The organism is Salinivibrio sp. IB282 (assembly GCF_001995685.1).
Taxonomy (GTDB): Bacteria; Pseudomonadota; Gammaproteobacteria; order Enterobacterales; family Vibrionaceae; genus Salinivibrio; species Salinivibrio kushneri.
In genome coordinates this window covers 1-25,466 of record NZ_MUET01000017.1, presented here as the reverse complement: position 1 = coordinate 25,466, position 25,466 = coordinate 1, and the positions used below count along the sequence as shown (strand labels likewise).

Here is a 25,466-nt window from a genome sequence, read left to right as displayed (position 1 = left end):
AAAACACAGCAGATACAGTCATACTGAACAGCGCCGTTCGGTGTCAGGGAGAGGATATGAGCTACACGCACGCAGGCCACATTGATGCACTCAATCAGAATATTGCTGACTTAGATGGCGATATTAATGTCTCATTCGAGTTTTTTCCGCCCAGCACCCCAACCATGGAGGAGACGCTTTGGAACTCCGTGCATCGCTTAAAAGCGCTTAAACCTAAGTTCATGTCGGTGACCTATGGCGCCAACTCGGGTGAGCGTGATCGCACCCATGACATCGTGAAAAGCATTCATGATCAAACCGGTATCGCCGCGGCGCCCCATCTAACCTGCATTGATGCCACTGAAGATGAGCTTCGCCACATTGCCCGCGACTATTGGCAGAATGGCATCCGTGACATTGTGGCGTTACGAGGGGATTTACCCTCGCCAGAGAAAAAGCCGGATATGTATGCGGTGGACTTGGTGCGTTTGCTCAAAGAGGAGCATGACTTTGATATCTCGGTTGCCGCTTACCCTGAGGTACATCCAGAAGCGAAAAGCGCACAGGCGGATTTAATTAACCTTAAACGCAAAGTGGATGCGGGGGCCAGCCGGGCGATTACCCAATTTTTCTTCGATGTTGAAAGCTATCTGCGCTTTCGTGACCGCTGTGTGGCCGCGGGGATTGATGTGGAGATTGTGCCGGGGATTTTGCCCGTCTCTAACTTCAAGCAGGCGTCACGCTTTGCCAAGATGACCAATGTGCGTGTGCCGCAGTGGATGCACAAACAGTATCAAGGACTGGAAGATGATCCCGTCACGCGCCAGATGGTGGGCGCCTCGATTGCGCTTGATATGGTGCGGGTGCTAAGCCGCGAAGGGGTGAAAGATTTTCACTTTTATACCCTTAACCGTGCGGAATTAACCTATGCCCTGTGTCATACCTTGGGGGTGCGCCCACTTGCGGTCACACCTTAAAAAATACGCCCCGGTTATGTCGGGGCGTATTAGGTTGCGTGTTGTGTTTGTTGTATTGATTAAGCACTGGCCGCGAGCATAGTGAGTTCGTCGCGCACTTCCTGCGCCCAGGCCAACCAAGCGCGGCGCTGATGAATACTGCGTCGCAGCGCAAGGCGCATTAAACGTTGTTGTGAGGTCAGTAAGGCGGCTTGTCCGTACTCACGTTGCTCAAGCTGAGTATAGTGATTAAGGAGCTGCTGAGACTCGGCAATCAAGTTATTCACATGATCCAGCATGGGAGCGGGGTCGAGCACCTCACAACTGAGTAATCTTGCCACGTACTCGTCACGCGGTGGCGCTAACTTGGGCGTTTGAATAAACCACGCTTCTAGCATGTCGGTGCCAACAGGCGTGATGGCGTACACCTTTCTATCCGGCTTCCCGACTTGCGGTTCAAGCCGGTAGGTGACCGCACCTCGATCGGCGAGCTTATTGAGTTCACGATATACCTGTTGATGGCTGGCTTTCCACACATTACTGATGGTGGTGGAAAACGCCTTGGTAATATCATAACCCGTCGCCTCACAGTTGCTTAGCACTGTCAGTATTACATGGGGAAGTGACATCTCTTATATCCACAGTTTTGTTGGTACAACGATTGTTTAGCCTGGGAGCGGCTAGCCTTCTTTGGGCTATTTTGCCGTCGCCAAGGCTTGTTCTAAATCGGCAATGATGTCATCGATATGCTCAATGCCGACACAAAGACGGATCATCTCGGGTGTCACCCCGGCTTTCGCTTGCTCTTGCTCGTTCAACTGGCGGTGCGTGGTCGAGGCGGGATGGCACGCCAGTGACTTGGCATCACCAATATTCACCAAGCGCTTGAAAAGATTCAGCGCATCATAAAATTTCACTCCCTCGTCAAAGCCGCCTTTTAAGCCGAATGACAGCAATGAGGCCGGCAGTCCACCGCGGATAAGCGACTTAGCACGTTGGTAATGAGGATGATTGAGTTGACCGGCATAGTTGACCCACGCCACGGCCGGGTGATTGGCAAGGTAATCGGCCACGGCTTTGGCGTTCTCGCAATGGCGCTCCATACGTAGGCTTAAGGTTTCTAACCCCTGCATCAACATAAAAGCATTCATCGGCGAGAGGGCCGCGCCACTGTTACGTAGCGGCACTGTACGTGCGCGGGCAATAAACGCGGCTGGGCCAAAGGTCTCACTATAAACCACGCCGTGATAGGCCGGCTCCGGTTGTGAGAATTGCGGGAAGCGGGCTTGATGTGCCACCCAATCAAAGGTGCCGCCATCGACAATTATACCGCCAAGGGTAGTGCCATGACCGCCAATGTACTTGGTGAGTGAGTGCACCACGATATCGGCACCATGCTCAATCGGTTTGCACAGAACAGGCGTGGCCACGGTATTATCGACGACCAAGGGGACCCCATGCGCGTGAGCGACCTTGGCAAAACCGGGGATATCCGCGATATTGCCGGCAGGGTTACCAATCGACTCGCAATAGACCGCTTTGGTGTTGTCATCAATCAGCGCCTCAATCGCACTGGCGTCGTCACTGGGGGCAAAACGTACTTCAATGCCTTGCTCGGGGAGCATATGGGCAAACAAGGTATAGGTGCCCCCGTAAAGCTGTGGTGTGGCGACGATGTTATCACCGGCCTTGGCGAGAGTTTGCATGGTATAGGTGATGGCGGCCGCACCAGCACTGACACAAAGCCCCGCGATGCCGCCCTCTAATGCCGCCACCCGTTGCTCCAACACGTCGTTGGTCGGGTTCATTATCCGAGAGTAGATATTGCCTGGAACATCAAGGTTGAACAGGTCAGCACCATGTTGCGCATTATCAAACTCGTAAGCGACGGTTTGATAAATGGGCGTTGCCACCGATTTGGTAGTGGGGTCGGTCTGGTAGCCGTGATGAATCGAGAGGGTTTCGTCTTTCATGGCAATTCCTTTGCGTTGTTGGGTCGCGTCAGTGCGACCTTTAATAGTAATAATATTATCAATGTAACAGCAAGCATTCGCTGACGCTTTAGCGAAAAAAAACGAGCAGCGGTCTCTGTGACACGACAAATCGATACAAAAACAAAAAAGCCGCACCCTAGGGTACGGCTTGACTAACAAGGATTAGCCGGTATTACGCAGGCCGGCGGCAATCCCCGCAATGGAGATCATCAAGGCATCGTCGAGCGATTGGTCCGGATCCGCTTGCTGACGCGTGCGGTATAACAGCTCGGCTTGCAGCATATTGAGCGGCTCGACGTAAATATTACGTAAGCGAATCGCTTCCGCCCCCCACGGGTTTTGCTCCATCAGGTTATCGCTGTTTTCCACCGCCAGTACCACTTGGATATCTTGGCGCAACTGATCCCGCAAGGATTCACCCAACGGCCAGAGGCTTTCATCGACCAAGCGCTGATCATAGTACTTGGCAATATCGAGGTTGGTTTTGGTAAACACCATCTCCAGCATCCCAAGACGGGTGGAGAAAAACGGCCATTCGCGGCACATTTCTTCCAGCTGGGCTTTGTGGCCTTTTGCAATGGCGTGATCGATCGCTTGTCCAGCCCCCAGCCAAGCCGGCAGCAATAAACGATTTTGACTCCAGGCGAAAATCCAAGGAATCGCGCGCAAGCTCTCGACACCGCCATCGGGATTGCGTTTGGAAGGGCGCGACCCCAATGGCAGTTTGCCTAACTCAAGCTCCGGCGTGGTAGAGCGGAAGTAAGGCACAAATTGCTCATGACCACGCACTACATCACGGTAGGCTTGGCAGGAGATGTCACTTAAGGTGTCCATCAGCTGACGCCATTCCTGCTTAGGCTCCGGTGGTGGCAGCAAGTTCGCTTCCAAAATCGCGCTGGTGTAAAGGTTTAAGCTGTTGACGGCAACGTCGGGCAGCCCCAGCTTGAAGCGGATCATCTCCCCTTGCTCGGTCACCCGTAGGCCACCTTTTAGGCTGCGAGGAGGCTGTGAGAGCAAAGCCGCATGCGCGGGCGCCCCACCGCGACCCACGGTGCCACCGCGGCCATGGAAAAGGGTGAGATTAACTCCTTGCTCATCACATAAATTGACCAAGGCTTCCATGGCGCGATATTGCGCCCACCCGGCAGACATTACCCCAGCGTCTTTGGCGGAATCCGAGTAACCGATCATCACCATTTGAACGTTCTGGGTAAAGCCACGGTACCAATCAATGGCTAGCAGCTCCCCAATCACTGCCTCGGCATTATTCAGATCATCCAAGGTTTCGAACAACGGACACACGTCCATACGGAACGAGCAGCCGGCTTCTTTCAGCAATAGATGCACGGCCAGCACGTCGGAGGCGGTGCGTGCCATGGAAATCACATAGGCACCCAAGGCTTCGCGTGGCTGTTCGGCGATCACGCGGCAGGTGTCGATCACCTCTTGTACCTCAGGTGACGGTGACCAATCACGCGGCAGCAACGGACGTTTAGACGCCAGTTCGCGGGTTAAGAAGGCTTGCTTGTCTTGCTCGCTCCATTGGGCGTAATCGCCCATCCCCAAATAACGGGTCACTTCTGAGAGCACATCGGCATGGCGGGTACTTTCTTGGCGAATATCGAGCTTGATCAGGTGTACACCAAAACATTGCACGCAGCGAAGCACATCAAGCAACTTGCCGTCGGCAATAATGCCCATGCCACAGTGGTGGAGAGACTGGTAACACGCCAGTAATGGTTGCCACAACTGCTGGGTGTCGGTCAGGATCCCTTGTGAGGAGGCGCGCTCGCCTTTCAGTTTGGCGTCCAAATAGCTCAGGGTGTGCGTTAGCTGACTGCGCAAGGTTTTGAGGATGGCGCGATACGGTTCGTGTGCCTCGCCGGCTATCTCACGCACAGTGTCATCACACTGTGTCATTGACAGTTCACTGATCAAATCCTGGACATCGCGCAAATACAAATCCGCCGCTTTCCAGCGTGATAACAGCATCACTTCACGGGTGACCTCGCTGGTGACATACGGGTTACCGTCGCGGTCGCCACCCATCCACGAGGAAATTTGTACTGGCTTGGCATCAATGGGCAAGTTGATATCGAGATGGCTTGCAAGCTGCTGATCAAATTGGCGTAAAAACGCGGGCACCGCTTGCCACAGTGAATTTTCAATCACCGCGAAGCCCCACTTGGCTTCATCAAGCGGGGTAGGTCGGTCTTGGCGGATCACATCGGTGTGCCAGGCTTGCGCAATCAACTGCTCGAGACGTTTCTCGGTTTTGGCGCGCTCTGCCGCCCCCAAATGTTCACTGAGCTCTAATTTCGATAAACATTTATTAATCTGGTGTGATATTGCTCGGCGATATTAGTCAGATTCAAAAATTGGCTAAAGGCGCGGGCGACCGGAAGCAGTTGGTCAGCCGGCAAGTTTTGCAGCACGGTTTTCAGCTTAGCATGATCGTCCTGATTGCCAGCGGCAGCCGATTTTGAGAGCTGACGAATTTCCTCAACTTTTTCTAAGAGTGCGGGGCCATGGGCATCTTGGATGGTGTTACCCAGCAGACGGCCAAGCATACTGACATTGCTTTTTAAGGCAGAGTACTTTTCGTTCATAGCGTATCCATTCTGTAACAAAGTTACATCCTACTGTGACTGTAAAGAACCAATCTAGCGAATATTGCGCGATCGGGTCAACTTAACCGCAAATTAGCGCGAAAACTGGCCGCCGGATTTGATGCTTATCATAGAGCCACCCCAAAAGCTGAAAAAAAGTTTCAGCTTTCAGGTTTGCCAGTCTTCCGAGGGCTTCTCCGCGCCCGCCATATCGCGACTTTCTCGTGAATAGCGTCAGTGTCATTTGCATGGTTAGATGGAATTATTGCTCTAATATGAATGAATAGACATTAAAAGTGATTTTTTACGCTTTTTGGGGTTGACGGCCAAACGGGAATACGATAAAAAATAACCATTCACTATTTATGAATAAAAATATTTTATTGAGAGTTGACCATGATGCCACTCGCTGCCAAACACAACGCCCTTTCTGCTCGACGACGCTAGCCTGCTTTGCGTGGCTATCGGCTACGCCCTCGATCCTCTGCTGCCCCGCAGCACGCCTTAAACACCCATAAAGAGAGACACCCATGACACTTAACACCATTATTGTCGGTGCCAGTGGCTACACAGGAGCCGAGCTTATTGCCCTTGTCCATCGCCATCCGCAATTGCACTTGGCCGGTTTGTATGTCTCGGCAGGCAGTGAAGACGCTAATCGCCCTGTGAGCGCGTTGCACGGCCAACTGCGTGGCGTGGTGGATATGCCACTGATGCCGTTGTCCTCGCCACAGGATGTCGCCAAGCAAGCCGATGTGGTGTTTTTAGCCACCGCGCACGCGGTCAGTCATGACTTGGCGCCGATTTTTCTGGCTCAAGGTTGCGTGGTGTTTGATTTGTCGGGGGCGTATCGGGTCAATCAAGCCGATTTTTATCTTGCCCATTACGGCTTTGCGCACCAATCACCGACATGGCTTGAGCAAGCCGTGTATGGCTTGGCGGAGTGGCAACAGGAAGCATTATCGGCAGCACAGCTGGTCGCCGTGCCGGGATGCTATCCCACCGCCAGTCAATTAGCGCTCAAACCTGTGCTGGATGCAGGCTTGTTGGATAAACAAATGTGGCCGGTGATCAATGCCACTAGCGGCGTGACGGGCGCGGGGCGCAAAGCGAGCCTGACCAACAGTTTTTGCGAAGTGAGCCTGCATGCCTACGGGGTGTTTTCTCATCGTCATCAGCCAGAAATTGCCGCACACCTCGATACGCCGGTGATTTTCACCCCGCACCTGGGCAGCTACAAGCGCGGCATTCTTGCCACCATTACCGCCAAATTAGCCCCAGGTGTCAGTGAGGCCGAGGTGGGGCAGGCACTCTCTCACGCCTATCAAGAGGCGCCGCTGGTACGGGTGCTCCCAGCCGGTGAGGTGGCCAAGCTGCAAGCGGTGCAGCATACCGGCTTTTGCGATATTGGTTATCAGGCCGCGCATGGGCACCTGATCCTCACCAGTGCGATCGATAACTTACTCAAAGGCGCGGCCAGCCAAGCCGTGCAGTGTTTAAACCTCAAGTTTGGCTTTGCCGAAACCACAGCGATTGTCTAGGAGAAACGGATGAAAACGCCATTAGTGATTAAGTTAGGCGGCGCGGCACTGAGCTGCAGCGAGACTCTCGCCAAGGTTTTCGGCGCGATCAACACCTATCGCAGTGAGGCTGAGCGCCCGTTAGTGCTGGTGCACGGTGGCGGCTACTTGGTCGATGATCTGCTCAAAAAGCTCGCCCTCACCAGTGTGAAAAAACAAGGCTTGCGGGTCACGCCGGCCGACCAGATTGATTATGTCACCGGTGCCCTCGCCGGGACGGCGAATAAGCTGCTGTTAGCCGAAGCGCGTAAGGCGAAGATTAAAAGCTGTGGCTTGAGCTTGGCCGATGGCGGCTTGTGTCAGGTCAGCCAGCTGGACCCTGAACTAGGTGCAGTGGGGGAAGCTAGCGCCGGTGATCCTAGCCTGCTACAGGCGGTATTGGCCGCCGATTGTGTCCCCATTATTAGCTCGATTGGCATCAGTGACCAAGGTGAGCTGATGAATGTCAACGCCGACCAAGCGGCGGTGGCGGTGGCAACCACGCTAGGCGCTGAGCTGGTGTTGCTGTCAGATGTCAGCGGTGTGTTAGACGGCAAAGGGCACTTACTGCCTTGCCTCACCGAGTTAGATGCGCAGCACTTGATGGAAAAAGGCGTGATCACCGATGGCATGGTGGTCAAGGTCAACGCCGCGTTTGCCGCCGCCCGCGAATTAGGTAAACCGGTAGAGATTGCCACCTGGCGTTATCCAGAAAAACTCACGCAATTATTCGATGGCCAGCAAATCGGTACCCGGTTTAGCGCCAGTTAATAAGACGTATAACGACGCGACGACACCGTCGATTTAGGATTTAAGGAGAGCAAGATGAGCAAGGTAAATAAAGTGGTACTGGCCTATTCGGGTGGATTGGATACCTCGGCCATCATTCCATGGCTAAAAGAAAACTATGACTGTGAGGTGGTGGCTTTTGTGGCCGACGTCGGTCAAGGCGAACAAGAGCTCGAAGGCATTGAGCAAAAAGCGATCGCCTCCGGGGCGTCACAGTGTTTTATCGCCGATCTGAAACACGAAATGGTGGCGGATTATATTTACCCTAGCCTAAAAACCGGTGCGGTGTATGAAGGTAAATATCTACTAGGCACCTCGATGGCGCGTCCTATCATTGCCAAAGCGCAGGTCGAGTGCGCCCTTGAGGTCGGGGCAGATGCACTTTGCCACGGCTGTACCGGCAAGGGGAACGATCAGGTTCGTTTTGAGAGCACCTTCTCCGCGCTGGCGCCGCAACTGAAAGTGATTGCGCCGTGGCGGGAGTGGGATCTCACCAGTCGTGAAGCCTTGCTCGATTACTTGGCCGCCCGCGACATTCCCTGTACGGCGAGCCTTGAGAAAATTTATTCACGTGATGCCAATGCTTGGCATGTCTCAACCGAAGGCGGCGTGTTAGAAGATACCTGGACGGCGGCCAACCAAGATTGCTGGGTATGGACAGTGGCACCGGAAGAGGCACCCAACACGCCTGAGTTTGTCACCTTGGGTGTACAAAGCGGGGAAGTGGTCTCGGTCGATGGTGAGTCCATGTCGCCTTATGACGTGCTAACGCTATTGAATGACAGAGGGGCAGCCCACGGGGTCGGACGGATTGATATCGTTGAGAACCGTTTGGTGGGGATGAAATCCCGCGGCTGCTATGAAACCCCAGGCGGCACCATCATCATGGAAGCGTTGCGTGGCGTTGAACAACTGGTGCTGGATAAAGAGAGTTATCAGTTCCGTGAGGAGCTCGGTTTAAAAGCCTCTCACCTGATTTATGATGGGCGTTGGTTTACCCCGCTTTGCCAGTCGATTGTTGCCGCGGCCAATTCTCTTGCCGCGCCGGTAACGGGCGAGGTGGTGATCAAGCTCTATAAAGGGCAAGCGACTGTGGTACAAAAGCGCTCGACCAATAGCTTGTACTCGGAAGACTTTGCCACCTTTGGGGATGATGATGTCTACGATCACAGCCATGCCGAAGGCTTTATCCGTTTGTATTCGCTGTCGAGCCGGATTCGTACGCTGAACAAACAAAAACAATCCTAATTAAAAAAGCATCGTGAGCAGTAAGGAGAGACAGCATGGCATTATGGGGCGGACGCTTTAGTCAGGCAGCCGACAAACGGTTTCAAGCGTTTAACGATTCACTGCGCTTTGACTATCGCCTAGCAGAGCAAGACATTGTGGGCTCCATTGCTTGGTCGAAAGCCTTGCGTTCAGTGGGCGTGCTGAGTGATGACGAGCAACAGCAATTGGAGCTGGCGCTCAATGAGCTCAAGCTGTCGGTGATGGAAAATCCTGAGCAGATCTTAAACTCAGACGCCGAAGATATTCACAGCTGGGTCGAGCAGCAACTGATCGATAAAGTCGGAGATTTGGGCAAAAAGCTGCATACCGGACGCTCACGCAACGATCAGGTGGCCACGGATCTTAAACTCTGGTGTCGCCAGCAAGGCCAACAAATCTTGCTGTCTCTCGACAAGCTTCAGCAGCAGCTGGTGGATGTGGCCAGTCAGCACCATGATACCGTGTTGCCCGGCTATACCCACTTACAGCGTGCACAGCCGGTGACCTTTGCCCATTGGTGTTTGGCCTATCTGGAGATGTTTGAGCGCGACACTACCCGTTTAAAAGATGCACTGAATCGTCTGGATACCTGCCCGTTAGGATCTGGGGCGCTGGCAGGCACCGCGTACCCGATTGATCGCGATGCCTTGGCACAAAATCTGGGATTTAAACGCGCCACCCGTAATAGTTTGGATTCGGTCTCAGACCGAGACCATGTGATGGAGATGATGTCCGCCGCATCTATGTCGATGCTGCATCTCTCACGGATGGCCGAAGATATGATCTTCTACAATTCGGGCGAGTCCGGGTTTATCGAGCTGGCGGATACGGTGACGTCAGGCTCGTCGCTGATGCCACAAAAGAAAAACCCCGATGCGCTAGAGTTGATACGTGGCCGAACGGGGCGGGTGTACGGTGCTTTGTCGGCGATGATGATGACGGTCAAAGCCTTGCCGCTTGCTTACAACAAGGATATGCAAGAAGACAAGGAAGGACTCTTCGATGCCATGGACACTTGGCATGATTGTTTGGATATGGCCGCCTTGTGTTTTGAAGGCATCACCATTCACAAAGACAAAACCTTGCAAGCGGCGCAGCAAGGTCATGCCAATGCGACCGAGTTAGCCGATTATTTGGTGAGCAAAGGGATCCCGTTCCGTGAAGCGCACCATATTGTGGGTGTGGCGGTGGTGTCCGCTATTGAGCAAGGCTGTGGACTGGAAGATCTACCGCTCGCCACCTTGCAGCAATTCTCGCCGGTGATTGAAGACGATGTGTATGCCATGCTCACGATTGAATCCTGCTTGGCCCAACGTCGTGCGCTCGGTGGGGTCGCGCCCGAGCAGGTTAGCTTTGCCATTCAAGAAGCGCAAAAGCGTTTGGATAAGCGCTTTACCCCCAAAGTCACGGTGCGCTCAGCGCGGCTGACGGATCTCGATACCATCGAAGGCATGGTGGTGTATTGGGCGAAGTTGGGGGAGAACTTACCTCGTGATCGCCATGAATTGGTGCGTAATATCGGCCTGTTTGCGGTATCCGAGCATCAAGGGGATTTGACCGGTTGCGGCTCGCTGTATATTTACGACTCAGGGCTGGCAGAAATTCGCTCTTTGGGAATCGAAGCTGGCTGGCAGCGCCAAGGTCACGGTACGGCGTTGATGATGCACTTGATTAAAAAAGCCAAGCAAATGGCGATTGAGCAAGTTTTTGTCCTCACCCGAGTGCCAGAGTTTTTCACCCAATTAGGCTTTACCCCAGTGTCAAAATCGCAACTGCCTGAGAAAGTAATGAAAGATTGTGAAATCTGTCCTCGCTTCCACGCCTGTGACGAAGTGGCGCTAACTTATAACATTGCTGGGCCAGCCACGATCTCGACTTTCTCGCCGCTYGAGGGAGAGTGAAAGCGGCATTAGTGTCGCTTTTTATTGCGCCGAAATGGATAAATCAATAAATGAAGCATGAGCAAGGCGCTGGCACTGCCGGCGGCGAACAACAAGGCAATCGACTCCACTTGTCGTGGTGTGTCGGCATAGGCCCACCACCAAAGCGGCCACAGTATGGCAGACATGATAGCAAGTTGGGCCATACAGCGCGTGCAGCGTCCCAGCTTCTGCTTCCAAATGCTAGATTGACAGTATTTGCAAGCCATGTGGTTTCTCTTGGTCGGTAACGGCGATAGCTTATTGTGACGCAGTGAACCGCGGGATACAAAAAAGCCCTCCGCGAAGGAGGGCAAAGGTAAGCAAGTGCTTGGGGAAGCAACAGGCAGCGCCTGTAAAGCGCCGAAAATCGGCGAAAAGGGCAGTGGATTAGCAGCCAGGGCCGCAGTCCATGCAGTGTTTGATTATTTCAGGACCGAGTTTGAGTTTGGCGTTGACATCACGCAGTGCGGTGCGCACGCCTTCTTCAATCACTGGGTGATAAAAGGGCATATCCAACATTTGCGAAATCGTCATTTGGTTTTGATGTGCCCATGCCAACAAGTGGGCCAAGTGCTCGGCGTTCGGGCCAATCATTTCAGCGCCCAAGAAACGGCCAGTGCCTTGTTCGGCATAAACGTGTAACAAGCCTTTGTTGCGCAGCATCACCCGTGAGCGGCCTTGCCCTTCAAAAGAGACCACGCCGGTTTCAAAGCAGCCGCAGGGGCCGAGACGATCGGTAATTGCTTTGTAGCTTTCGCCCACCATCGCAATTTGCGGGTCAGAGAAGACTGCAGAGAGCTTGCTGCGGCGCAATCCAGCACGAATATCTTTGCCGCGTCCGGCGTTGTCACCAGCAATGCGCGCTTGGTCAGCCGCTTCGTGCAGCAACGGAATTTGATTACTGGCGTCGCCGGCAATAAAAATGTGCGCTGCCGTGGTTTGCAGGGTATAACTATCGGCAACCGGCACCCCGCGGGCATCCACTTTGATGCTGGTCGCGTCAAGGTTAAGTTTGTCGACATTGGGGCGACGACCGGTGGCGGCAACCACATAGTCGACCCAACGCAATTGGCTCTCGCCCCCTTTATCACGGTAACGGATTTGCACCTTATCGCCTTCACGTACCATCTCTTCCACCTTGGCATCGGCGTCGAGATAAAACTCCTCGCTGAAGGTTTTATCCGCATATGCCATGATGTCTGGATCGGTGAGGGGGCCCACTTGGCCGCCGACGCCAAACATAGTCATCTCGACCCCGAGGCGATGCAGCGCTTGACCCAGTTCAAGGCCAATCACGCCCGGACCAAACACGGCGACCGATTCAGGTAAGTCATCCCATTCAAAAATATCATCATTGACCACTAAACGATCACCAAGGTGATCCCAAGCAGACGGCCAGCTTGGACGCGAACCTGTCGCGATCACGATGCGATCAGCATGGATGGTGGTGTGATTGTCAACCATTAAGGTGTGATCATCGATAAAACGCGCATAGCCGTCGATTTTGTCTTGGGCGGGGATATCGTCGACACTTTCCAGTACAAAGCCGACAAAACGGTCACGCTCGCGTTTCACTCGATCCATCACCTCACGGCCATTAATTTCCGTGGTGCCGCCGGGATACACACCGAAGCCGGGCGCTTTGTCGATATGGTGCGCCGCTTCAGCCGCCGCAATTAACAGTTTGGATGGCATGCAGCCAACCCGTGCACAGGTGGTGCCATAAGGGCCGCCTTCAATCATCACCACGTTATCCGTATGCGCTTTGGCTGCGCGATAAGCACCGAGCCCGGCGGTCCCGCCACCAATCACAGCCACATCAACCGTTAATGTTTTCATTGCTTTCTCCTGGGAAAATAACGGGCGGCAACAATGCCGCCCAAACAGCGGATTACTGGTTCAGATAGGCGTCGAGTTCTTCACTGCCACCGATGTGACGGCCACCGATAAACACTTGTGGCACCGTGGCGCGACCGCTGACCGCACGCAAAGAAACCGTGGTAGCGTCTTTGCCAAGGATAATTTCTTCAAACTGAAGGCCTTCATCGATCAGTGCTTGTTTTGCTTTGGCACAGAATGGGCAGCCTGGCTTGCTAAACACGGTGATCGAATCTTGCAGTTTATGCTCAGGAGCAATATAGCCCAGCATGGTGTCGGCATCAGAGACCTTGAACGGGTCACCTGGTTCGTTTGGCTCAACAAACATTTTTTCGACCACGCCGTTTTTCACCAGCATGCTGTAGCGCCATGAGCGTTTGCCGAAGCCAAGATCATTTTTGTCGACCAGCATGTCCATGCCATCAGTGAATTCGCCATTGCCGTCAGGCAGGACATGGATGTTGTCGGCGTCCTGGTCAGCTTTCCACGCGTTCATCACAAAGGTGTCGTTGACGGACACACAGACAATGTCATCGACGCCATACTGTTGAAAAACAGGGTACAGCTCGTTATAGCGTGGCAGGTGTGAAGATGAACACGTTGGGGTAAACGCACCTGGCAAGCTGAATACAATCACGGTTTTATTGGCAAAGATGTCATCGGTGCTTACGTCTTTCCATTGGTCGCCTTCGCGAGTACGGAAGGTGACTTGTGGTACGGGCTGACCTTCTTTTGTTGCTGTCATGAATCGTTCCTTTTGTTTTCAATCTAAGTGGTTAAGCGAGAAGTGACTCGCTGTGTTTTGATGGGTCTAGTATTGCTAAATAAGATTGATAGCTCTAATCGCTTGATGCTATGGTTTTGATAGTTATCCCCTATAGAAGAGGCAACGATGAACATTCGTGACTTGGAGTATCTAGTCGCGTTGGCTGAACACCGCCATTTTCGCAAAGCAGCTGAAGCCTGCTTTGTCAGCCAGCCGACCTTAAGCGGGCAAATTCGCAAGCTGGAAGATGAGCTGGGTGTGAGTTTGTTAGAGCGAACCAGCCGTCGTGTGTTATTCACCGATGCCGGTATGAGGTTAGTACAACAGGCACGTAACGTATTGCGCGAAGTCACAATTTTGACCGAATTGGCCAGTGAGCAAGGGGAAAGCATGACCGGCCCTTTGCATATTGGTCTGATCCCTACAGTTGGGCCTTACCTGCTGCCTAAAATTATCCCACTGCTGCGTGATCGTTTCCCTGAGCTGGAGCTGTTTATTCACGAAGGACAGACGCAGCAGCTAGTGCAGCAACTGGAAGAGGGCAAACTCGATTGCATTATTCTGGCGTCAGTGGAGGAAACGCAGCATCTAAAAGAGCTGCCTCTTTACGACGAGCCGATGCTGCTCGCGGTCAATGAAAAGCATCACCTCGCCGATTGTGCCGAGGTGGCGTTAGATGTGCTGCAAGGCGAAACCTTATTAATGCTCGGTGATGGTCATTGTTTGCGCGATCAGGCGATGGGTTTTTGTTTTAAAGTGGGCGCGCGTGAAGATCAACGCTTTCGTGCCACGAGTTTAGAGACCTTGCGCAACATGGTGGCTGCAGGAAGTGGGATCACCTTATTACCGCAATTGTCTGTTCCTGCTGATAAGCGAGATGGTGTGGTGTATATACCCACCACGTCACCAACGCCATCTCGCCAAATCACGCTCGATTATCGTCCTGGCTCGCCGCTACGAGGACGTTATGAGCAGCTGGCTGACGCTATCCGTGAACAAATGACCGACGTGATGAGTGATCGCCACCGCCACTAGCTTATCGCGTGACGTGGATATAAAAAGACGCCCGCATGATGATGCGGGCGTCTTGATGTGAGGAGGCTATTGACGATGCGACAGGGTCAGAACAGCGACTCTGTGCCTGACTCATAAATGTTGCCATCCGGCTGTGACGATACATACTCGGTGGGTTCAGTGCCTTTTATAAAGTACTCAAACATCGACGTATGATCGGTTTTTCTGGTTAAAAGCCCGGTCTCACGGTCAATCCGCACTTTCACAATACCAGGGGGGACGGCTTTATTCTGCTCAGGCACATCCGCGAGAGCATGCTGCATAAAATCAATCCATGCCGGCTCCGCTGTTTTTGCGCCTGACTCTGCCCCGCGGATAGGCTGACGCTCGTCGCCTAGATTGGCATTGCGAGTGGTTCGCCCAAGCTTGCGCGAATGATCATCAAAGCCAACCCAAACCGTGGTGACGATACCTGGGCCATAGCCAGTGTACCAAGTATCCTTTGAGTCATTGGTGGTACCGGTTTTACCGCCGATATCGCGTCGTTTGAGGGCTTGTGCGCGCCAGCCCGTGCCATTCCAGCCTGTCCCATAGCGCCAATCACCACCACCCCAGATGTTGCTTTGCATCATCTCGCGTACCAAAAATGCATTTTGTTCATCAATGACTTGTTTGGCATGACGCTGTGTGGTGGTGTCATCTTGCGCGAGCAAATTCTGCTCATTAAACGGATCGGCCTGATCCGTTTGCTGCTCGCAATTATCACAAATCACCGGTGGGTTAGCGCGATAAATCTCTTCACCGAATGGGGTTTCGACCCGATCAATGATAAAGGGCTCCATAAAATAGCCGCCATTGGCAAACACGCTAAAGCCTTGTGCCATTTCGACGGGGGTTAAGCTGCCTGCCCCCAGAGCAATCGCTTCAGCGCGCGGTAGGTCGTCACGTTGGAAACCAAAACGCGTGAGGAAGTCCAGCGTATCGTCGAGCCCCACTCGGCGGAGTACTCGCACCGCCATGACGTTTTTCGACTGGGCTAATCCCAATCGTGCGCGCGTCGGGCCGGCATAGCGTGGCGGTGAGTTTTTAGGACGCCATGCCACCCCTTGGCTGCGATCCCAACGGTTAATGGGCGCGTCATTAATCAAGGTGGCGAGTGTCATGCCCTCATTCACTGCGGCGGAGTAAATAAATGGCTTGATACTTGAGCCCACTTGGCGAACTGACTGTGTGGCACGATTAAACTTGCTATGGACAAAGTTAAAGCCGCCCACCAGTGCTTTGATTGCCCCCGTTGAGGGTGACATAGAGACCAAGGCTGTATTAGTGGTAGGGACTTGGGCCAAATGCCAGCTGTCACCGACTTGACGAATAAACACTTGTTGGCCACTGGCGAGGAACTCGTCAGCACGTTTGGGCGCTGGGCCTTGGCGACTATCAGTGATATAAGGTCGCGCCCAGTCTAGCCCTTYCCAAGGCAGTTCGATTTCACGACCATTGGGCCCAATAACCTGTGCCGATTGCGCTTGGACATCGATCACAACCGCTGGCTCTAGTGGGCCGTAGCTGGGCTGCTTGGCAAGGTGGTCAACAATCCGCTGGTGCTGCCAACGCTGGCTTGGCGCTTGCCACAAGGTCGCAACGGGGCCACGGAAACCATGGCGGCGATCGTAGGCGAGAACGTTTTCTACTGCCGCCTCATTCGCGGCGCGTTGCTTATCAGCATCAACGCTGGTGAAGATACGCACCCCTGAGGTATAGGCGTCTTCGCCAAACTGCTCAACCGCCCATGCGCGGGCCATTTCTGCCACGTAAGGTGCGGACAGTTCAATTTCAGCCCCATGATAGCGGGCCACAATCGGCTCATTCTTCGCTTGCTGATACTCGGCATTGGAAATATACCCCTCTTTCAGCATCCGCCCCAGCACCACATTCCGGCGATCGGTGGCGCGCGAGAGCGAATACAAAGGGTTCATGGTGGAGGGGGCTTTGGGTAATCCGACAATAACTGCCATTTCGCTCAAGGTGAGTTGATCAAGGGTTTTGCCAAAGTACACCTGGGCGGCGGCTCCCACCCCGTATGAGCGATAGCCTAAAAAGACCTTATTAAAGTACAGCTCGAGGATTTCTTCCTTGCTAAGCAGTTGCTCAATATGCACCGCGATAAAAATCTCTTTTATCTTGCGCATAATACGTTTTTCGTTGGAAAGGAAGAAGTTACGCGCCAGCTGCTGGGTGATGGTACTGGCCCCTTGCTTGGCCGTACCTGACATCGCCACCACCACCGCGGCGCGGACAATGCCGATAGGGTCAATCCCTGGATGTTGATAAAAGCGACTATCTTCTGTCGCAATCAATGCATCAATCATGGGCTGAGGGATGTCCTCGAGCATGACGGGGATGCGACGCTTTTCACCAAACTGGGAGATCAACGCCCCATCGGCGCTATAAACCTGCATCGGAGTCTGCAGTTCGACACTTTTGAGTGTCGCTACATCGGGGAGGTCAGGTTTTACATACAGGTAAAACCCAAAGATTGTAGTGACTCCAAGCACTGTGCAAACCAGTGCAAAGATAAGCAAACGCTTTATGAACTTCACCTGAGATTTCCCGTTCTATTGCCATTGAGCCGTTCAATAATCATACGTGAGTAGTATAAAGGCACCAGCATTAAAAATAACCCGTGATGCGGTCAGTTTTGTAAATACTGACTTCACGCTAACGTTGGGAGCCTAACACGAAATGATGCGAAGTTCGGCAGTTTTAGGTCTCGCTTTGGGCCGACAGACGAGTCATGCGGTGGCCATTCAGCCATCGTCTGCGACTCAGCAGGTAGTCAGCTTACACACACTGGCTACCGATCACGATGATCACTTGGTTGAGTCAATTAAAACGTTGAAAGCCGACATGCTCGAACCGCTGCCTTGGTACCAGCGCTGGATGACGCGTGTAGTGATTGGTGTCGATGACGACACTGTGATCAGCAAAACATTAACGGCGGCGGATGTCGATGATCCGCTAGAGCAAGAAGCGATGGTCGGGCAGGCGCTGAGCCAAGTGCTCAATATGGACATCAGCGATCTCCTGTTCGACTTTTCTAAAAAAGACGTCGGGACGCAGCCTGGCGACGCACATTACCAGGTAACCGCATGCCGCCAATCCACGCTAGCGCCCATCCTTGCCGCTTGTCACCAGGCCAAGCTAAACGTGAGTGTGGTTGACCGACAACAGCATGGTCTTCAAGCATTGTATGAGGCGTTAGTGGCCTACCATCAACCCGATGCTTGGCCCCTTTGGTTACATGTGTGTGCGGGGGCACTAACGGTCACCGGAAAACGCACCGATGGGGAGGATTACCAGCAGCGATTATCGCTGACGTCCCCGAGACAGGCTGACGCCGATGACCTCTCCTATCAGGTGCTATGCCAACATATTGAACACGCCTATCACGCCTACCTGACGCAATCTGGTAGTCACTCTGATGCCAGCGTTTGGTTAAGTGGTGATTGGCCGGAAGCGATGCGCTTTCCGGCTCAGATAGCGTGCCATTCTATCAATCCTGGTGCGCCGTTTGGTTGTGAAAACTTGAATGCCCCCGCCACTGTGGCACTTGGGCTGGCTCTGCGAGGTGCGCAATGATGGCGATTAACTTATTACCGTGGCGGGCACAAGCACAGCGCCGCCAACAGCGTGCCTTCGCCATGGCCACGCTGATGGTCGTGGCAGTAACACTCCTGTTTGGCTGGACAGTCACGGCAGTACAGCAGCACAGGATCGCGGTTCAGCAAGAACGCAACCAACAACTCGAACAAGGTATCAAGCAGTTTAAACACACCTTGGCTCAGTTTGAGAAACAAGACACGCAGCGTCGCGCGTTGCAGTCACGATTGGGGCTGGTAAACCAATTGCAGCAACAGCGTAATAATGTGACCGCCGTACTCAACTTTATTCCTCGTGTGATGCCCCCTGGGGCCTACCTTACTCGCATTGCACAACAGGCGGAGCGCATCAGTCTAGAAGGTTGGGTTCATTCCAACGCGGAGCTTGCGCGTTTACTGGCCTCACTGGAAACGGACCAAGCCGTGGACGATCTGGATATAGAGACGGTCGTCACGAATGGCAAAGCGGCTGGGCCCAATAAACGCTTTACGCTCAGCTTTTCCTTTACCCAGTATGTTGCCCCCGAACGATTAAGTGGCGAGGAGGATGCATCGTGATCGAATGTGACTGGCGAGATCTCCCCTTTGCACCGCGATGGGTCAAGCTGAGTGTATGGCTCTTCTTGGGCGGGATAATCTTAAGCCTCATTTGGGTGGTGGGGATTGGGCCGCAACATGCGCAGTGGCAGCGAGTGAGCCAGCAAGAACAACCATTAAAAGCTCAGTATCGAAAGCTTGCGCATGAAGTGGCGGGATTGCCGGATGTTGAAGCGCAACTCAACGCGTTGAATCAACAGTATAACCAGCTGATCGCGCAGTTGCCCGAAGAAGAGGAATTGGCGGAATTATTGGCCGGCATTAGCGACGTTGGGGGGCGCCATCAACTCAATTTCGACACTTTAGCTTGGCGGCCTCGTCGGCAGGGGCAATGGTTGGATGCGATCCCCATCGATATTGTCTTACACGGGCAGTATCGAGATATTGGCGCATTCAGCGCTGATATCGCGGCAATGACGCGTTTGGTGTCACTGCAAAACTTTACCTTGACGCGTGACCAAGCGTCACCAGCCGACGACTTACGACTGTCAGTGTCGGCCACCACCTATCGATACACTGGCCCTGATGGGCGTCGTTAATCATGGTAGTAAGGAGCAGTATGAGACGCTACGGGTACATCTTTCTAGCACTTCTCAGTGGCTGTCATCATGATCATACCGACATTGATCAGTTTATGAGACAGGCAAAATCGCACGCCGAGGTGAGCGCCACCCGGATCCCGCCCGCGCCAACCTACCAGCCGCTTGCTTTTTCCGCGAGCGGTCGCGACCCCTTTTTTCTTGCGCCTGATAGTCGACAGGATCTCGCAGCAATGGGGGATTGTTGGCAGCCCACTTCGGGAGAGCAGACGTCTCCACTGACGGCGGTGCCACTCGATCAGCTTCAGATGACAGGCAGTTTAACCAAAGGTGAGCAGAGGCAAGCACTCATGGCATTACCTAGCGGTTTGGTGCGCAAAGTGAAGCGGGGAGAGCGATTAGGACCGCATCATGGTCGTGTGATTCAGGTAGCACCTAACCAGGTGAGAATTAAACAGCTGTTGCCAGATGGGTTGGGTTGCTGGCAGCCGCGTTTTGTGACTTTGTCAACCCACCCCGGCGTGTCGGAAAAAGGATGGCGTGAATGAAAGCAAGCAGGGTAAAACGCACACTCGGATCAGGACTGGCGCAAGCTGTCATTGTGACTGTTTTCGTTTGTGGGATGGTATGGAGTACCGCAGTGGAGGCCGCTGAGGCAGTGACCTTAGTGCAGGCGCAACTTACGTCTCCCACGCCGCAAGAGACGCAGATCAGCTTGCGTTTTGACAGTGCCTCGGTGATGGCGGACTTTCGCCAGTTGAGCCCTAAGCAGCTCATGATTCGATTACCTCAGGTGGTCGTCAAGCCAGACTTACTTGGGCGGATGAAAGGGCAAGAGACGGGGTTGCCTGTGAACGCCGTTCACATCAACCAGGTCGCAGGCTACACCAAGATAGAAATTGATGCCCAGCAAGCGATGACGTTTGATTACCAACAACAGCATCAGCAATTAATTATCACCTTGCGCGACGCCGATCCGGCGACTGCTCAAGTCCCTGCTCCCGACGCACCGATTTCCATCAATTTCCAAGATATTCCTGTGCGGGCGGTGTTACAACTGATTGCCGAACAAAATCAATTTAATTTGGTGACCACTGACAGTGTGCAGGGCAATATCACCATGCGTATCGACGGGGTACCCTGGCAAGATGTGTTGGATGTGATTCTCAGGGTCAAGGGGTTAGACAAGCGCCAACGTGGGGATGTGATGTTAGTGGCCCCTCGTAAAGAACTGATGGCGCAAGAAAAACAAGATCTCGAGATGGCGCAACAAGCAGACGCGCTGTTGCCTTTGTCTTCTGCCGTGATCACCGTTAACTACGCCAAAGCCACTGACGTCGCGGCGTTAATCCGAGGCCAGGGGCAGGGAGTCAGCTTGCTGTCTCCTCGTGGTGCCGTCTCACTCGATTCGCGCACCAATGCGATCATCATTCGTGATATCGAGAAGAACATCGATCGTATTCGCACGTTAGTGAGTCATTTAGATGTGCCGGTCAAGCAAGTCGAGATAGAGGCACGCATTGTGACCGTCGAGCAAGGCTCAGTGGATGAACTCGGTGTGCGTTGGGGGCTATTGAATCGAAATGGCTCAACCACGGTTGGTCCGTCTGTGGAAGGTAACTTGATGTGGGATAGCAACGTGACGGGGCAAGGGCCTGAAAGCTTAAACGAGGCGGCGACAGACGGCGTTAATATGGGGGACTTTCTCAATGTGAACCTTGCGGCTGCTAACCCCTCCGCCTCGAGTATGGCGATGCAAGTGGCGAAGCTCGGCAATGACCTTCTACTCGATTTGGAGCTGTCGGCACTTGAAAGTGAAAGGAAAGCAGAAGTGGTATCCAGCCCTCGTCTGATCACCACCAATAAAAAAGCAGCCTACATTGAACAAGGGACAGAGCTGCCTTACCTCGAGGCGTCTTCAAGCGGTGCGGTGGCGGTGTCGTTTAAAAAAGCGGTGTTGAGCTTGTCGGTGACCCCACAAATTACGCCCAACAATACGCTGGTCTTGGATTTAAAGTTAACCCAAGATATGCCCGAAAAAGCGGTGGTGGCCGGAAAAGGCGAAGCGATGTCGATCAGTACCAAGCGCATTAATACCCAAGTGTTGGCGGAAAATGGTGAAACTGTCGTCTTAGGGGGGATCTTTCAGCAAACCATGATCAACAAAGAGACCCAAGTGCCGCTGCTGGGGGATATTCCGTTGGTTGGTAACTTGTTTAAGCACCAGTTAAAAGACCATGCAAAACGCGAACTTCTGATCTTTGTGACCCCTAAAATCGTCACAGGCTAGGTTAGGTGTTGCCAAAGGGGCCACTGTCCTGAGATAATTTTTAATCTGATCACGAAATATCTGTGAGGAATTGGCGCCTCGGGCTTTTTTCATTAAGCCTGCGGGCGGTGTTGTCTTATTTAACCGCGCGTAAAATTGCTTAAAATGGCTGAAAAACGAAACATCTTTTTGGTAGGCCCTATGGGGGCTGGTAAAAGCACAATTGGTCGTCATCTCGCTCAGCAACTTCATATGGAATTCTATGATTCTGATTCAGTGATTGAAGATCGTACTGGAGCAGACATTGCATGGGTATTTGACGTTGAGGGTGAAGAAGGTTTCCGTAAACGCGAAGAAAACGTGATAAACGACCTCACTGAAGAGCAAGGTATCGTTCTCGCGACTGGCGGTGGCTCGATCATGAGCAAAGAAAGCCGCAACCGTCTCTCTGCTCGTGGTGTGGTGGTGTATTTAGAAACCACCATCGAGAAGCAGCTGGCACGCACCCAACGCGATAAGAAACGACCACTATTACAAACTGACCAACCACGTGAAGTGCTTGAGGCGTTAGCGGAAGAGCGTAATCCTCTTTATCAAGAAATTGCTGATTATGTTGTCCGTACTGACGATCAAAGTGCCAAAGTGGTGGCGAATCAAATCATGGCGCTGTTAGAGCAGCAATAACCAAACACAGGACCCGACCATGGAACGGATAGACGTTAACCTAGGGGCACGTAGCTACCCTATCTCGATCGGTGAAGGGCTGTTAGCTGATGCTAGCCTATTTGGGAGCGTCCATTCGCGTCGGGTTGCTGTCATCAGTAATGAGACAGTGATGCCGCTATACGGCGACGCACTGGTCTCAACCTTAAAACAGGCAGGCGCGGCGGATGTCGCTCGCTTGAGTCTCCCCGATGGTGAGGCTTACAAGTCTTTAGAGACGTTTAATACCATCAATACCTTCCTATTAGAAAACAATTACAACCGTGATGTGGTACTCGTCGCGCTGGGCGGCGGCGTGATTGGTGACATCGTTGGTTTTGCCAGCGCCTGCTATCAGCGCGGGGTGGACTTTATCCAAGTGCCCACCACGTTATTGGCGCAGGTGGATTCATCGGTTGGTGGCAAAACAGCCATTAATCACCCACTGGGCAAAAACATGATTGGGGCTTTTTATCAGCCCCAAGCGGTGGTGATTGATACGCAAGTGCTTAGTTCTCTACCGCGTCGTGAGTTTGCCGCTGGCATGGCCGAAGTGATCAAATACGGCATTATCGCCGATGCGTCTTTCTTTGATTGGCTAGACAGCGAAATGACGGCACTGACAGCGCTCTCGCCGGATGCGCTCAGTTATGCCATTCGCCGCTGTTGCCAGATAAAAGCCGATGTGGTCGCACAAGATGAAACCGAGGCGGGCGTCCGTGCACTCTTAAACTTGGGTCATACGTTTGGCCATGCGATTGAGGCAGAAATGGGATATGGCAACTGGCTTCACGGTGAAGCGGTCTCGGCAGGGACGGTGTTGGCCGCTAAAACGGCGCAGCGACACGGTCTTATTGAGCCAAAAACTGTGTCACGCATCAYTGCCTTACTGGAAAGTGCGGATCTTCCCATACAGGCACCCAGTGAGATGAACTACGATGCTTTTATTAAGCACATGATGCGTGATAAAAAAGTGCTTTCAGGACAGTTGCGCCTGGTTTTGCCGACAGCGATAGGCCAGGCTCAAGTGGTTGCAGATGTGCCCCATCAGTGTATTGCTGATGTGATTGATGCCGGTTAACCATTGAATGCATGACAGACACTTTTGATACTCTAGCATTGGATCTGGAAAGCCAAACCCAGCTCCTTTCTCGACTGCAATTTATTACCCGCTTTAGCGCCAACTTACTCCAAGTGACCGGGCCTGAGGGGGCAGGTAAAACCTGGCTCAGTGAGCGCTATATGGAGCAGTGGGCAGATGCGCATGTTCACGCCTTATTGGCGTGCCATACCGCCCAGAGCGATGCACAGCGCCGCGCTATCTTGTTGCGGCAAATTGTTAAAGATGGCGTGTTTAACGAAGCCGACCCGCTTATCGATAGCCTCACCATGATGCTCGATGGCGGAGGGTGCGATGCCTTATTGGTGATTGATGATGCGCACCGTTTGACCCCAGGCTTGTTGTCAGAGTTGTGGGCCTTGGTGCAACACGCACAGCATCAGGCTAATTGGCGTATCAATGTGGTGCTTTTCGCGCTCCCTGGAAAGTTGAACAAGTGGCTAAGCCAGGTGTCTTACGGGCACGAGCAAAAACCCCTGGAGCTGGAAATCTCCCCCCTCAATGAGGGAGAAGCCGAGATGTTTATTGATGTGTTGGCGGTTACCCAGCGCATCGGTGGCGAGAAAAAGAAACAGTGGTTAGCCAAACTTGCCAATCAAACCGTTTACCCCGGCACCATTATGGGAAAGGACAATCAGGAGACAGGCGCTGTGAGTAAAGATAAGAAAAAGCCCGCTAAAAACAACAAACCCTTCTTAATGCTGATTCTCGCTGTGGTATTGATGATCCTTGGAGCCGGTGCAATTTGGTGGGTATTTCCAAGCCAACAAGCTGACTCTGCGTCAGAGGCGGTGCTTCCTGAAGGGCTCAAGCAGTTAGACGATTTGCTCAGTGAACAAGAGGAGCAGACGCTCACTGACCCGCAAACAACGACCCAAACAGATGCACAACCTAGTGCGTCTAGCGCGGACGCGGGGAGTGGGACGATTGCCTCGCCATCTAGCGATAATGGTGCGGTAACGGAAGATCAGGCCGCCCTGCCAGATGATATCAATGGGGAAGGGCTGACTGTCGGGCGCAGTGATGAAGGCCAGCGAGTCGTGGTACCGGATGACGTGGTTGATGCGATTATTGATGAACAAGATGCCGGGGGAGACGGTACCGACGCCGTTGAGGAGCCGTTAGCCAGCGAAATCAGTGAGGCAGTGCCTTCACCTGCGGCACCGCAAACCACCGCTGATAACAGCGCGAGTTCAGATCAAGCGACCGATGAGGGCGCAACGGCGTCGCCGACCAACTCTGAATCAGACAATCGCAGCCAAAACAATCTCAGCCAGAATGAGGATGGGCTGCCATTCGCGCCACAAGCTTTGCTTAATGTTCCAGCCCAGCGTTATGCCTTGCAATTGGCCGCGCTGCAATCGCGGCAAGATGCCGTTGCCTTGATTGAGGATTATCAATTGGCTGACCGCGTGCAGGTGTACCAAACACCGCGAAACAACGCGACCTGGTATATGGTCTTGTTAGGTGACTATGCCAGTGTGACGGAAGCGCGTCGTGCTGAATTAAACTTAGCGGATAATGTCCGTGCACTGCAGCCTTTTGTGAAATCATTCAGTCAGATTCATCGCGAAATTAACCGAGCRAATGGCCAGTAAAATCCGCTGATTGATGAMGCAAAATAGGGTACAATCCGCCCCTTTTCAGACCGCAGAGATAGATTAGGGGCAATGAGAAAGCATCGCGCGTTTCTAAAGTGGGCGGGAGGTAAGTACTCACTGGTTGATGACATTCGTCGTCATCTTCCTGAGGGTGACACGCTGATAGAGCCCTTTGTTGGGGCCGGATCGGTGTTTCTCAATACCGATTATGACCACTATATCTTGGCGGACATCAATCCTGATC

At 53.1% G+C, this 25,466-nt stretch carries 21 protein-coding genes and 1 pseudogene; 15 read left to right on the top strand and 7 right to left on the bottom strand.

Annotated elements, in window-relative coordinates; genetic code table 11:
- Nucleotides 1-56: 56 nt before the first annotated feature.
- Entirely contained in the window at nucleotides 57-956 is a 900-nt protein-coding gene (gene metF, locus BZG14_RS05465) for a methylenetetrahydrofolate reductase (protein ID WP_069361875.1), read from the top strand.
- A gap of 59 nt (nucleotides 957-1,015) precedes the next feature.
- On the opposite strand, the gene BZG14_RS05460 is transcribed toward metF, so the two are convergent.
- From BZG14_RS05460 to ppc, 3 genes and pseudogenes are all read right to left on the bottom strand, one after another.
- Nucleotides 1,016-1,564, bottom strand: a complete 549-nt coding sequence (locus BZG14_RS05460; protein ID WP_077608189.1) for a PadR family transcriptional regulator — start codon at nucleotides 1,562-1,564, stop codon at nucleotides 1,016-1,018.
- 66 nt (nucleotides 1,565-1,630) lie between these two features.
- The gene (locus BZG14_RS05455; protein WP_069361873.1) at nucleotides 1,631-2,908 is read right to left on the bottom strand and encodes an O-acetylhomoserine aminocarboxypropyltransferase/cysteine synthase family protein; all 1,278 of its coding nucleotides are present in this window, start codon (nucleotides 2,906-2,908) and stop codon (nucleotides 1,631-1,633) included.
- A gap of 183 nt (nucleotides 2,909-3,091) precedes the next feature.
- A pseudogene (gene ppc / locus BZG14_RS05450) lies at nucleotides 3,092-5,538 on the bottom strand (phosphoenolpyruvate carboxylase).
- 530 nt (nucleotides 5,539-6,068) lie between these two features.
- On the opposite strand from ppc, the gene argC reads away from it, so the two are divergent.
- From argC to argH, 4 genes are read left to right on the top strand one after another with little or no spacing between them, the layout of a single operon-like run.
- Nucleotides 6,069-7,079: an N-acetyl-gamma-glutamyl-phosphate reductase gene (gene argC, locus BZG14_RS05440; protein ID WP_077608187.1), complete on the top strand. Its 1,011-nt coding sequence runs from the start codon at nucleotides 6,069-6,071 to the stop codon at nucleotides 7,077-7,079.
- A 9-nt stretch (nucleotides 7,080-7,088) separates the two neighbouring features.
- Nucleotides 7,089-7,868: an acetylglutamate kinase gene (gene argB / locus BZG14_RS05435; protein WP_077458679.1), complete on the top strand. Its 780-nt coding sequence runs from the start codon at nucleotides 7,089-7,091 to the stop codon at nucleotides 7,866-7,868.
- A 54-nt stretch (nucleotides 7,869-7,922) separates the two neighbouring features.
- Nucleotides 7,923-9,134, top strand: a complete 1,212-nt coding sequence (locus BZG14_RS05430; RefSeq protein ID WP_077608186.1) for an argininosuccinate synthase — start codon at nucleotides 7,923-7,925, stop codon at nucleotides 9,132-9,134.
- A gap of 35 nt (nucleotides 9,135-9,169) precedes the next feature.
- The gene (argH, locus tag BZG14_RS05425; RefSeq protein ID WP_077608185.1) at nucleotides 9,170-11,056 is read left to right on the top strand and encodes an argininosuccinate lyase; all 1,887 of its coding nucleotides are present in this window, start codon (nucleotides 9,170-9,172) and stop codon (nucleotides 11,054-11,056) included.
- Nucleotides 11,057-11,064: 8 nt separating this feature from the next.
- Here the strand turns inward: argH and BZG14_RS05420 are convergent, their stop codons facing one another.
- The 3 genes from BZG14_RS05420 to BZG14_RS05410 form a co-directional block, all read right to left on the bottom strand.
- Nucleotides 11,065-11,304 (bottom strand): DUF3624 domain-containing protein, encoded by a 240-nt coding sequence (locus BZG14_RS05420; RefSeq protein WP_077608184.1) that lies wholly within the window; start codon nucleotides 11,302-11,304, stop codon nucleotides 11,065-11,067.
- 160 nt (nucleotides 11,305-11,464) lie between these two features.
- Nucleotides 11,465-12,916, bottom strand: a complete 1,452-nt coding sequence (locus tag BZG14_RS05415) for a dihydrolipoyl dehydrogenase (protein WP_077608183.1) — start codon at nucleotides 12,914-12,916, stop codon at nucleotides 11,465-11,467.
- A 52-nt stretch (nucleotides 12,917-12,968) separates the two neighbouring features.
- Nucleotides 12,969-13,700: a glutathione peroxidase gene (locus BZG14_RS05410; protein ID WP_077608182.1), complete on the bottom strand. Its 732-nt coding sequence runs from the start codon at nucleotides 13,698-13,700 to the stop codon at nucleotides 12,969-12,971.
- 147 nt (nucleotides 13,701-13,847) lie between these two features.
- On the opposite strand from BZG14_RS05410, the gene oxyR reads away from it, so the two are divergent.
- Nucleotides 13,848-14,756 (top strand): DNA-binding transcriptional regulator OxyR, encoded by a 909-nt coding sequence (oxyR, locus tag BZG14_RS05405; protein ID WP_077458674.1) that lies wholly within the window; start codon nucleotides 13,848-13,850, stop codon nucleotides 14,754-14,756.
- Between the two features lie 86 nt (nucleotides 14,757-14,842).
- On the opposite strand, the gene BZG14_RS05400 is transcribed toward oxyR, so the two are convergent.
- Nucleotides 14,843-17,335, bottom strand: a complete 2,493-nt coding sequence (locus BZG14_RS05400; protein ID WP_077608181.1) for a penicillin-binding protein 1A — start codon at nucleotides 17,333-17,335, stop codon at nucleotides 14,843-14,845.
- 142 nt (nucleotides 17,336-17,477) lie between these two features.
- Between BZG14_RS05400 and BZG14_RS05395 the strand changes: the two genes are divergently transcribed.
- The 9 genes from BZG14_RS05395 to BZG14_RS05355 all read left to right on the top strand — a co-directional run.
- Nucleotides 17,478-18,374: a hypothetical protein gene (locus BZG14_RS05395; protein WP_077608180.1), complete on the top strand. Its 897-nt coding sequence runs from the start codon at nucleotides 17,478-17,480 to the stop codon at nucleotides 18,372-18,374.
- Nucleotides 18,371-18,952: a PilN domain-containing protein gene (locus BZG14_RS05390; protein WP_077608179.1), complete on the top strand. Its 582-nt coding sequence runs from the start codon at nucleotides 18,371-18,373 to the stop codon at nucleotides 18,950-18,952. Before BZG14_RS05395 ends, BZG14_RS05390 begins: the two co-directional genes overlap by 4 nt.
- The gene (locus BZG14_RS05385; RefSeq protein ID WP_158011728.1) at nucleotides 18,949-19,530 is read left to right on the top strand and encodes a type 4a pilus biogenesis protein PilO; all 582 of its coding nucleotides are present in this window, start codon (nucleotides 18,949-18,951) and stop codon (nucleotides 19,528-19,530) included. The genes BZG14_RS05390 and BZG14_RS05385 overlap by 4 nt, the downstream gene beginning before the upstream one ends.
- 20 nt (nucleotides 19,531-19,550) lie before the next feature.
- Nucleotides 19,551-20,078 (top strand): pilus assembly protein PilP, encoded by a 528-nt coding sequence (locus BZG14_RS05380; protein ID WP_158011727.1) that lies wholly within the window; start codon nucleotides 19,551-19,553, stop codon nucleotides 20,076-20,078.
- Nucleotides 20,075-21,820, top strand: a complete 1,746-nt coding sequence (locus BZG14_RS05375; RefSeq protein WP_077458668.1) for a type IV pilus secretin PilQ — start codon at nucleotides 20,075-20,077, stop codon at nucleotides 21,818-21,820. The genes BZG14_RS05380 and BZG14_RS05375 overlap by 4 nt, the downstream gene beginning before the upstream one ends.
- Nucleotides 21,821-21,964: 144 nt before the next feature.
- Nucleotides 21,965-22,483 (top strand): shikimate kinase AroK, encoded by a 519-nt coding sequence (gene aroK, locus BZG14_RS05370; RefSeq protein WP_077458667.1) that lies wholly within the window; start codon nucleotides 21,965-21,967, stop codon nucleotides 22,481-22,483.
- A gap of 19 nt (nucleotides 22,484-22,502) precedes the next feature.
- The gene (aroB, locus tag BZG14_RS05365) at nucleotides 22,503-23,582 is read left to right on the top strand and encodes a 3-dehydroquinate synthase (protein WP_077608178.1); all 1,080 of its coding nucleotides are present in this window, start codon (nucleotides 22,503-22,505) and stop codon (nucleotides 23,580-23,582) included.
- Nucleotides 23,583-23,593: 11 nt separating this feature from the next.
- Entirely contained in the window at nucleotides 23,594-25,219 is a 1,626-nt protein-coding gene (locus BZG14_RS05360) for an AAA family ATPase (RefSeq protein WP_077458665.1), read from the top strand.
- 72 nt (nucleotides 25,220-25,291) lie between these two features.
- A partial coding sequence (locus BZG14_RS05355; RefSeq protein WP_198532022.1) for a DNA adenine methylase occupies nucleotides 25,292-25,466 on the top strand: 175 nt, incomplete at its 3' end.

What these genes read in the sequence shown, in the direction of transcription:
- BZG14_RS05415 (WP_077608183.1), bottom strand. Translation starts at nt 12,916, where the DNA reads ATGAAAACATTAACGGTTGATGTGGCTGTGATTGGTGGCGGGACCGCC.
- BZG14_RS05455 (WP_069361873.1), bottom strand. Translation starts at nt 2,908, where the DNA reads ATGAAAGACGAAACCCTCTCGATTCATCACGGCTACCAGACCGACCCC.
- metF (WP_069361875.1), top strand. Translation starts at nt 57, where the DNA reads ATGAGCTACACGCACGCAGGCCACATTGATGCACTCAATCAGAATATT.
- BZG14_RS05430 (WP_077608186.1), top strand. Translation starts at nt 7,923, where the DNA reads ATGAGCAAGGTAAATAAAGTGGTACTGGCCTATTCGGGTGGATTGGAT.
- BZG14_RS05375 (WP_077458668.1), top strand. Translation starts at nt 20,075, where the DNA reads ATGAAAGCAAGCAGGGTAAAACGCACACTCGGATCAGGACTGGCGCAA.
- oxyR (WP_077458674.1), top strand. Translation starts at nt 13,848, where the DNA reads ATGAACATTCGTGACTTGGAGTATCTAGTCGCGTTGGCTGAACACCGC.
- argB (WP_077458679.1), top strand. Translation starts at nt 7,089, where the DNA reads ATGAAAACGCCATTAGTGATTAAGTTAGGCGGCGCGGCACTGAGCTGC.
- BZG14_RS05380 (WP_158011727.1), top strand. Translation starts at nt 19,551, where the DNA reads ATGAGACGCTACGGGTACATCTTTCTAGCACTTCTCAGTGGCTGTCAT.
- BZG14_RS05410 (WP_077608182.1), bottom strand. Translation starts at nt 13,700, where the DNA reads ATGACAGCAACAAAAGAAGGTCAGCCCGTACCACAAGTCACCTTCCGT.
- argC (WP_077608187.1), top strand. Translation starts at nt 6,069, where the DNA reads ATGACACTTAACACCATTATTGTCGGTGCCAGTGGCTACACAGGAGCC.
- BZG14_RS05395 (WP_077608180.1), top strand. Translation starts at nt 17,478, where the DNA reads ATGATGCGAAGTTCGGCAGTTTTAGGTCTCGCTTTGGGCCGACAGACG.
- BZG14_RS05420 (WP_077608184.1), bottom strand. Translation starts at nt 11,304, where the DNA reads ATGGCTTGCAAATACTGTCAATCTAGCATTTGGAAGCAGAAGCTGGGA.
- BZG14_RS05460 (WP_077608189.1), bottom strand. Translation starts at nt 1,564, where the DNA reads ATGTCACTTCCCCATGTAATACTGACAGTGCTAAGCAACTGTGAGGCG.
- aroK (WP_077458667.1), top strand. Translation starts at nt 21,965, where the DNA reads ATGGCTGAAAAACGAAACATCTTTTTGGTAGGCCCTATGGGGGCTGGT.
- BZG14_RS05390 (WP_077608179.1), top strand. Translation starts at nt 18,371, where the DNA reads ATGATGGCGATTAACTTATTACCGTGGCGGGCACAAGCACAGCGCCGC.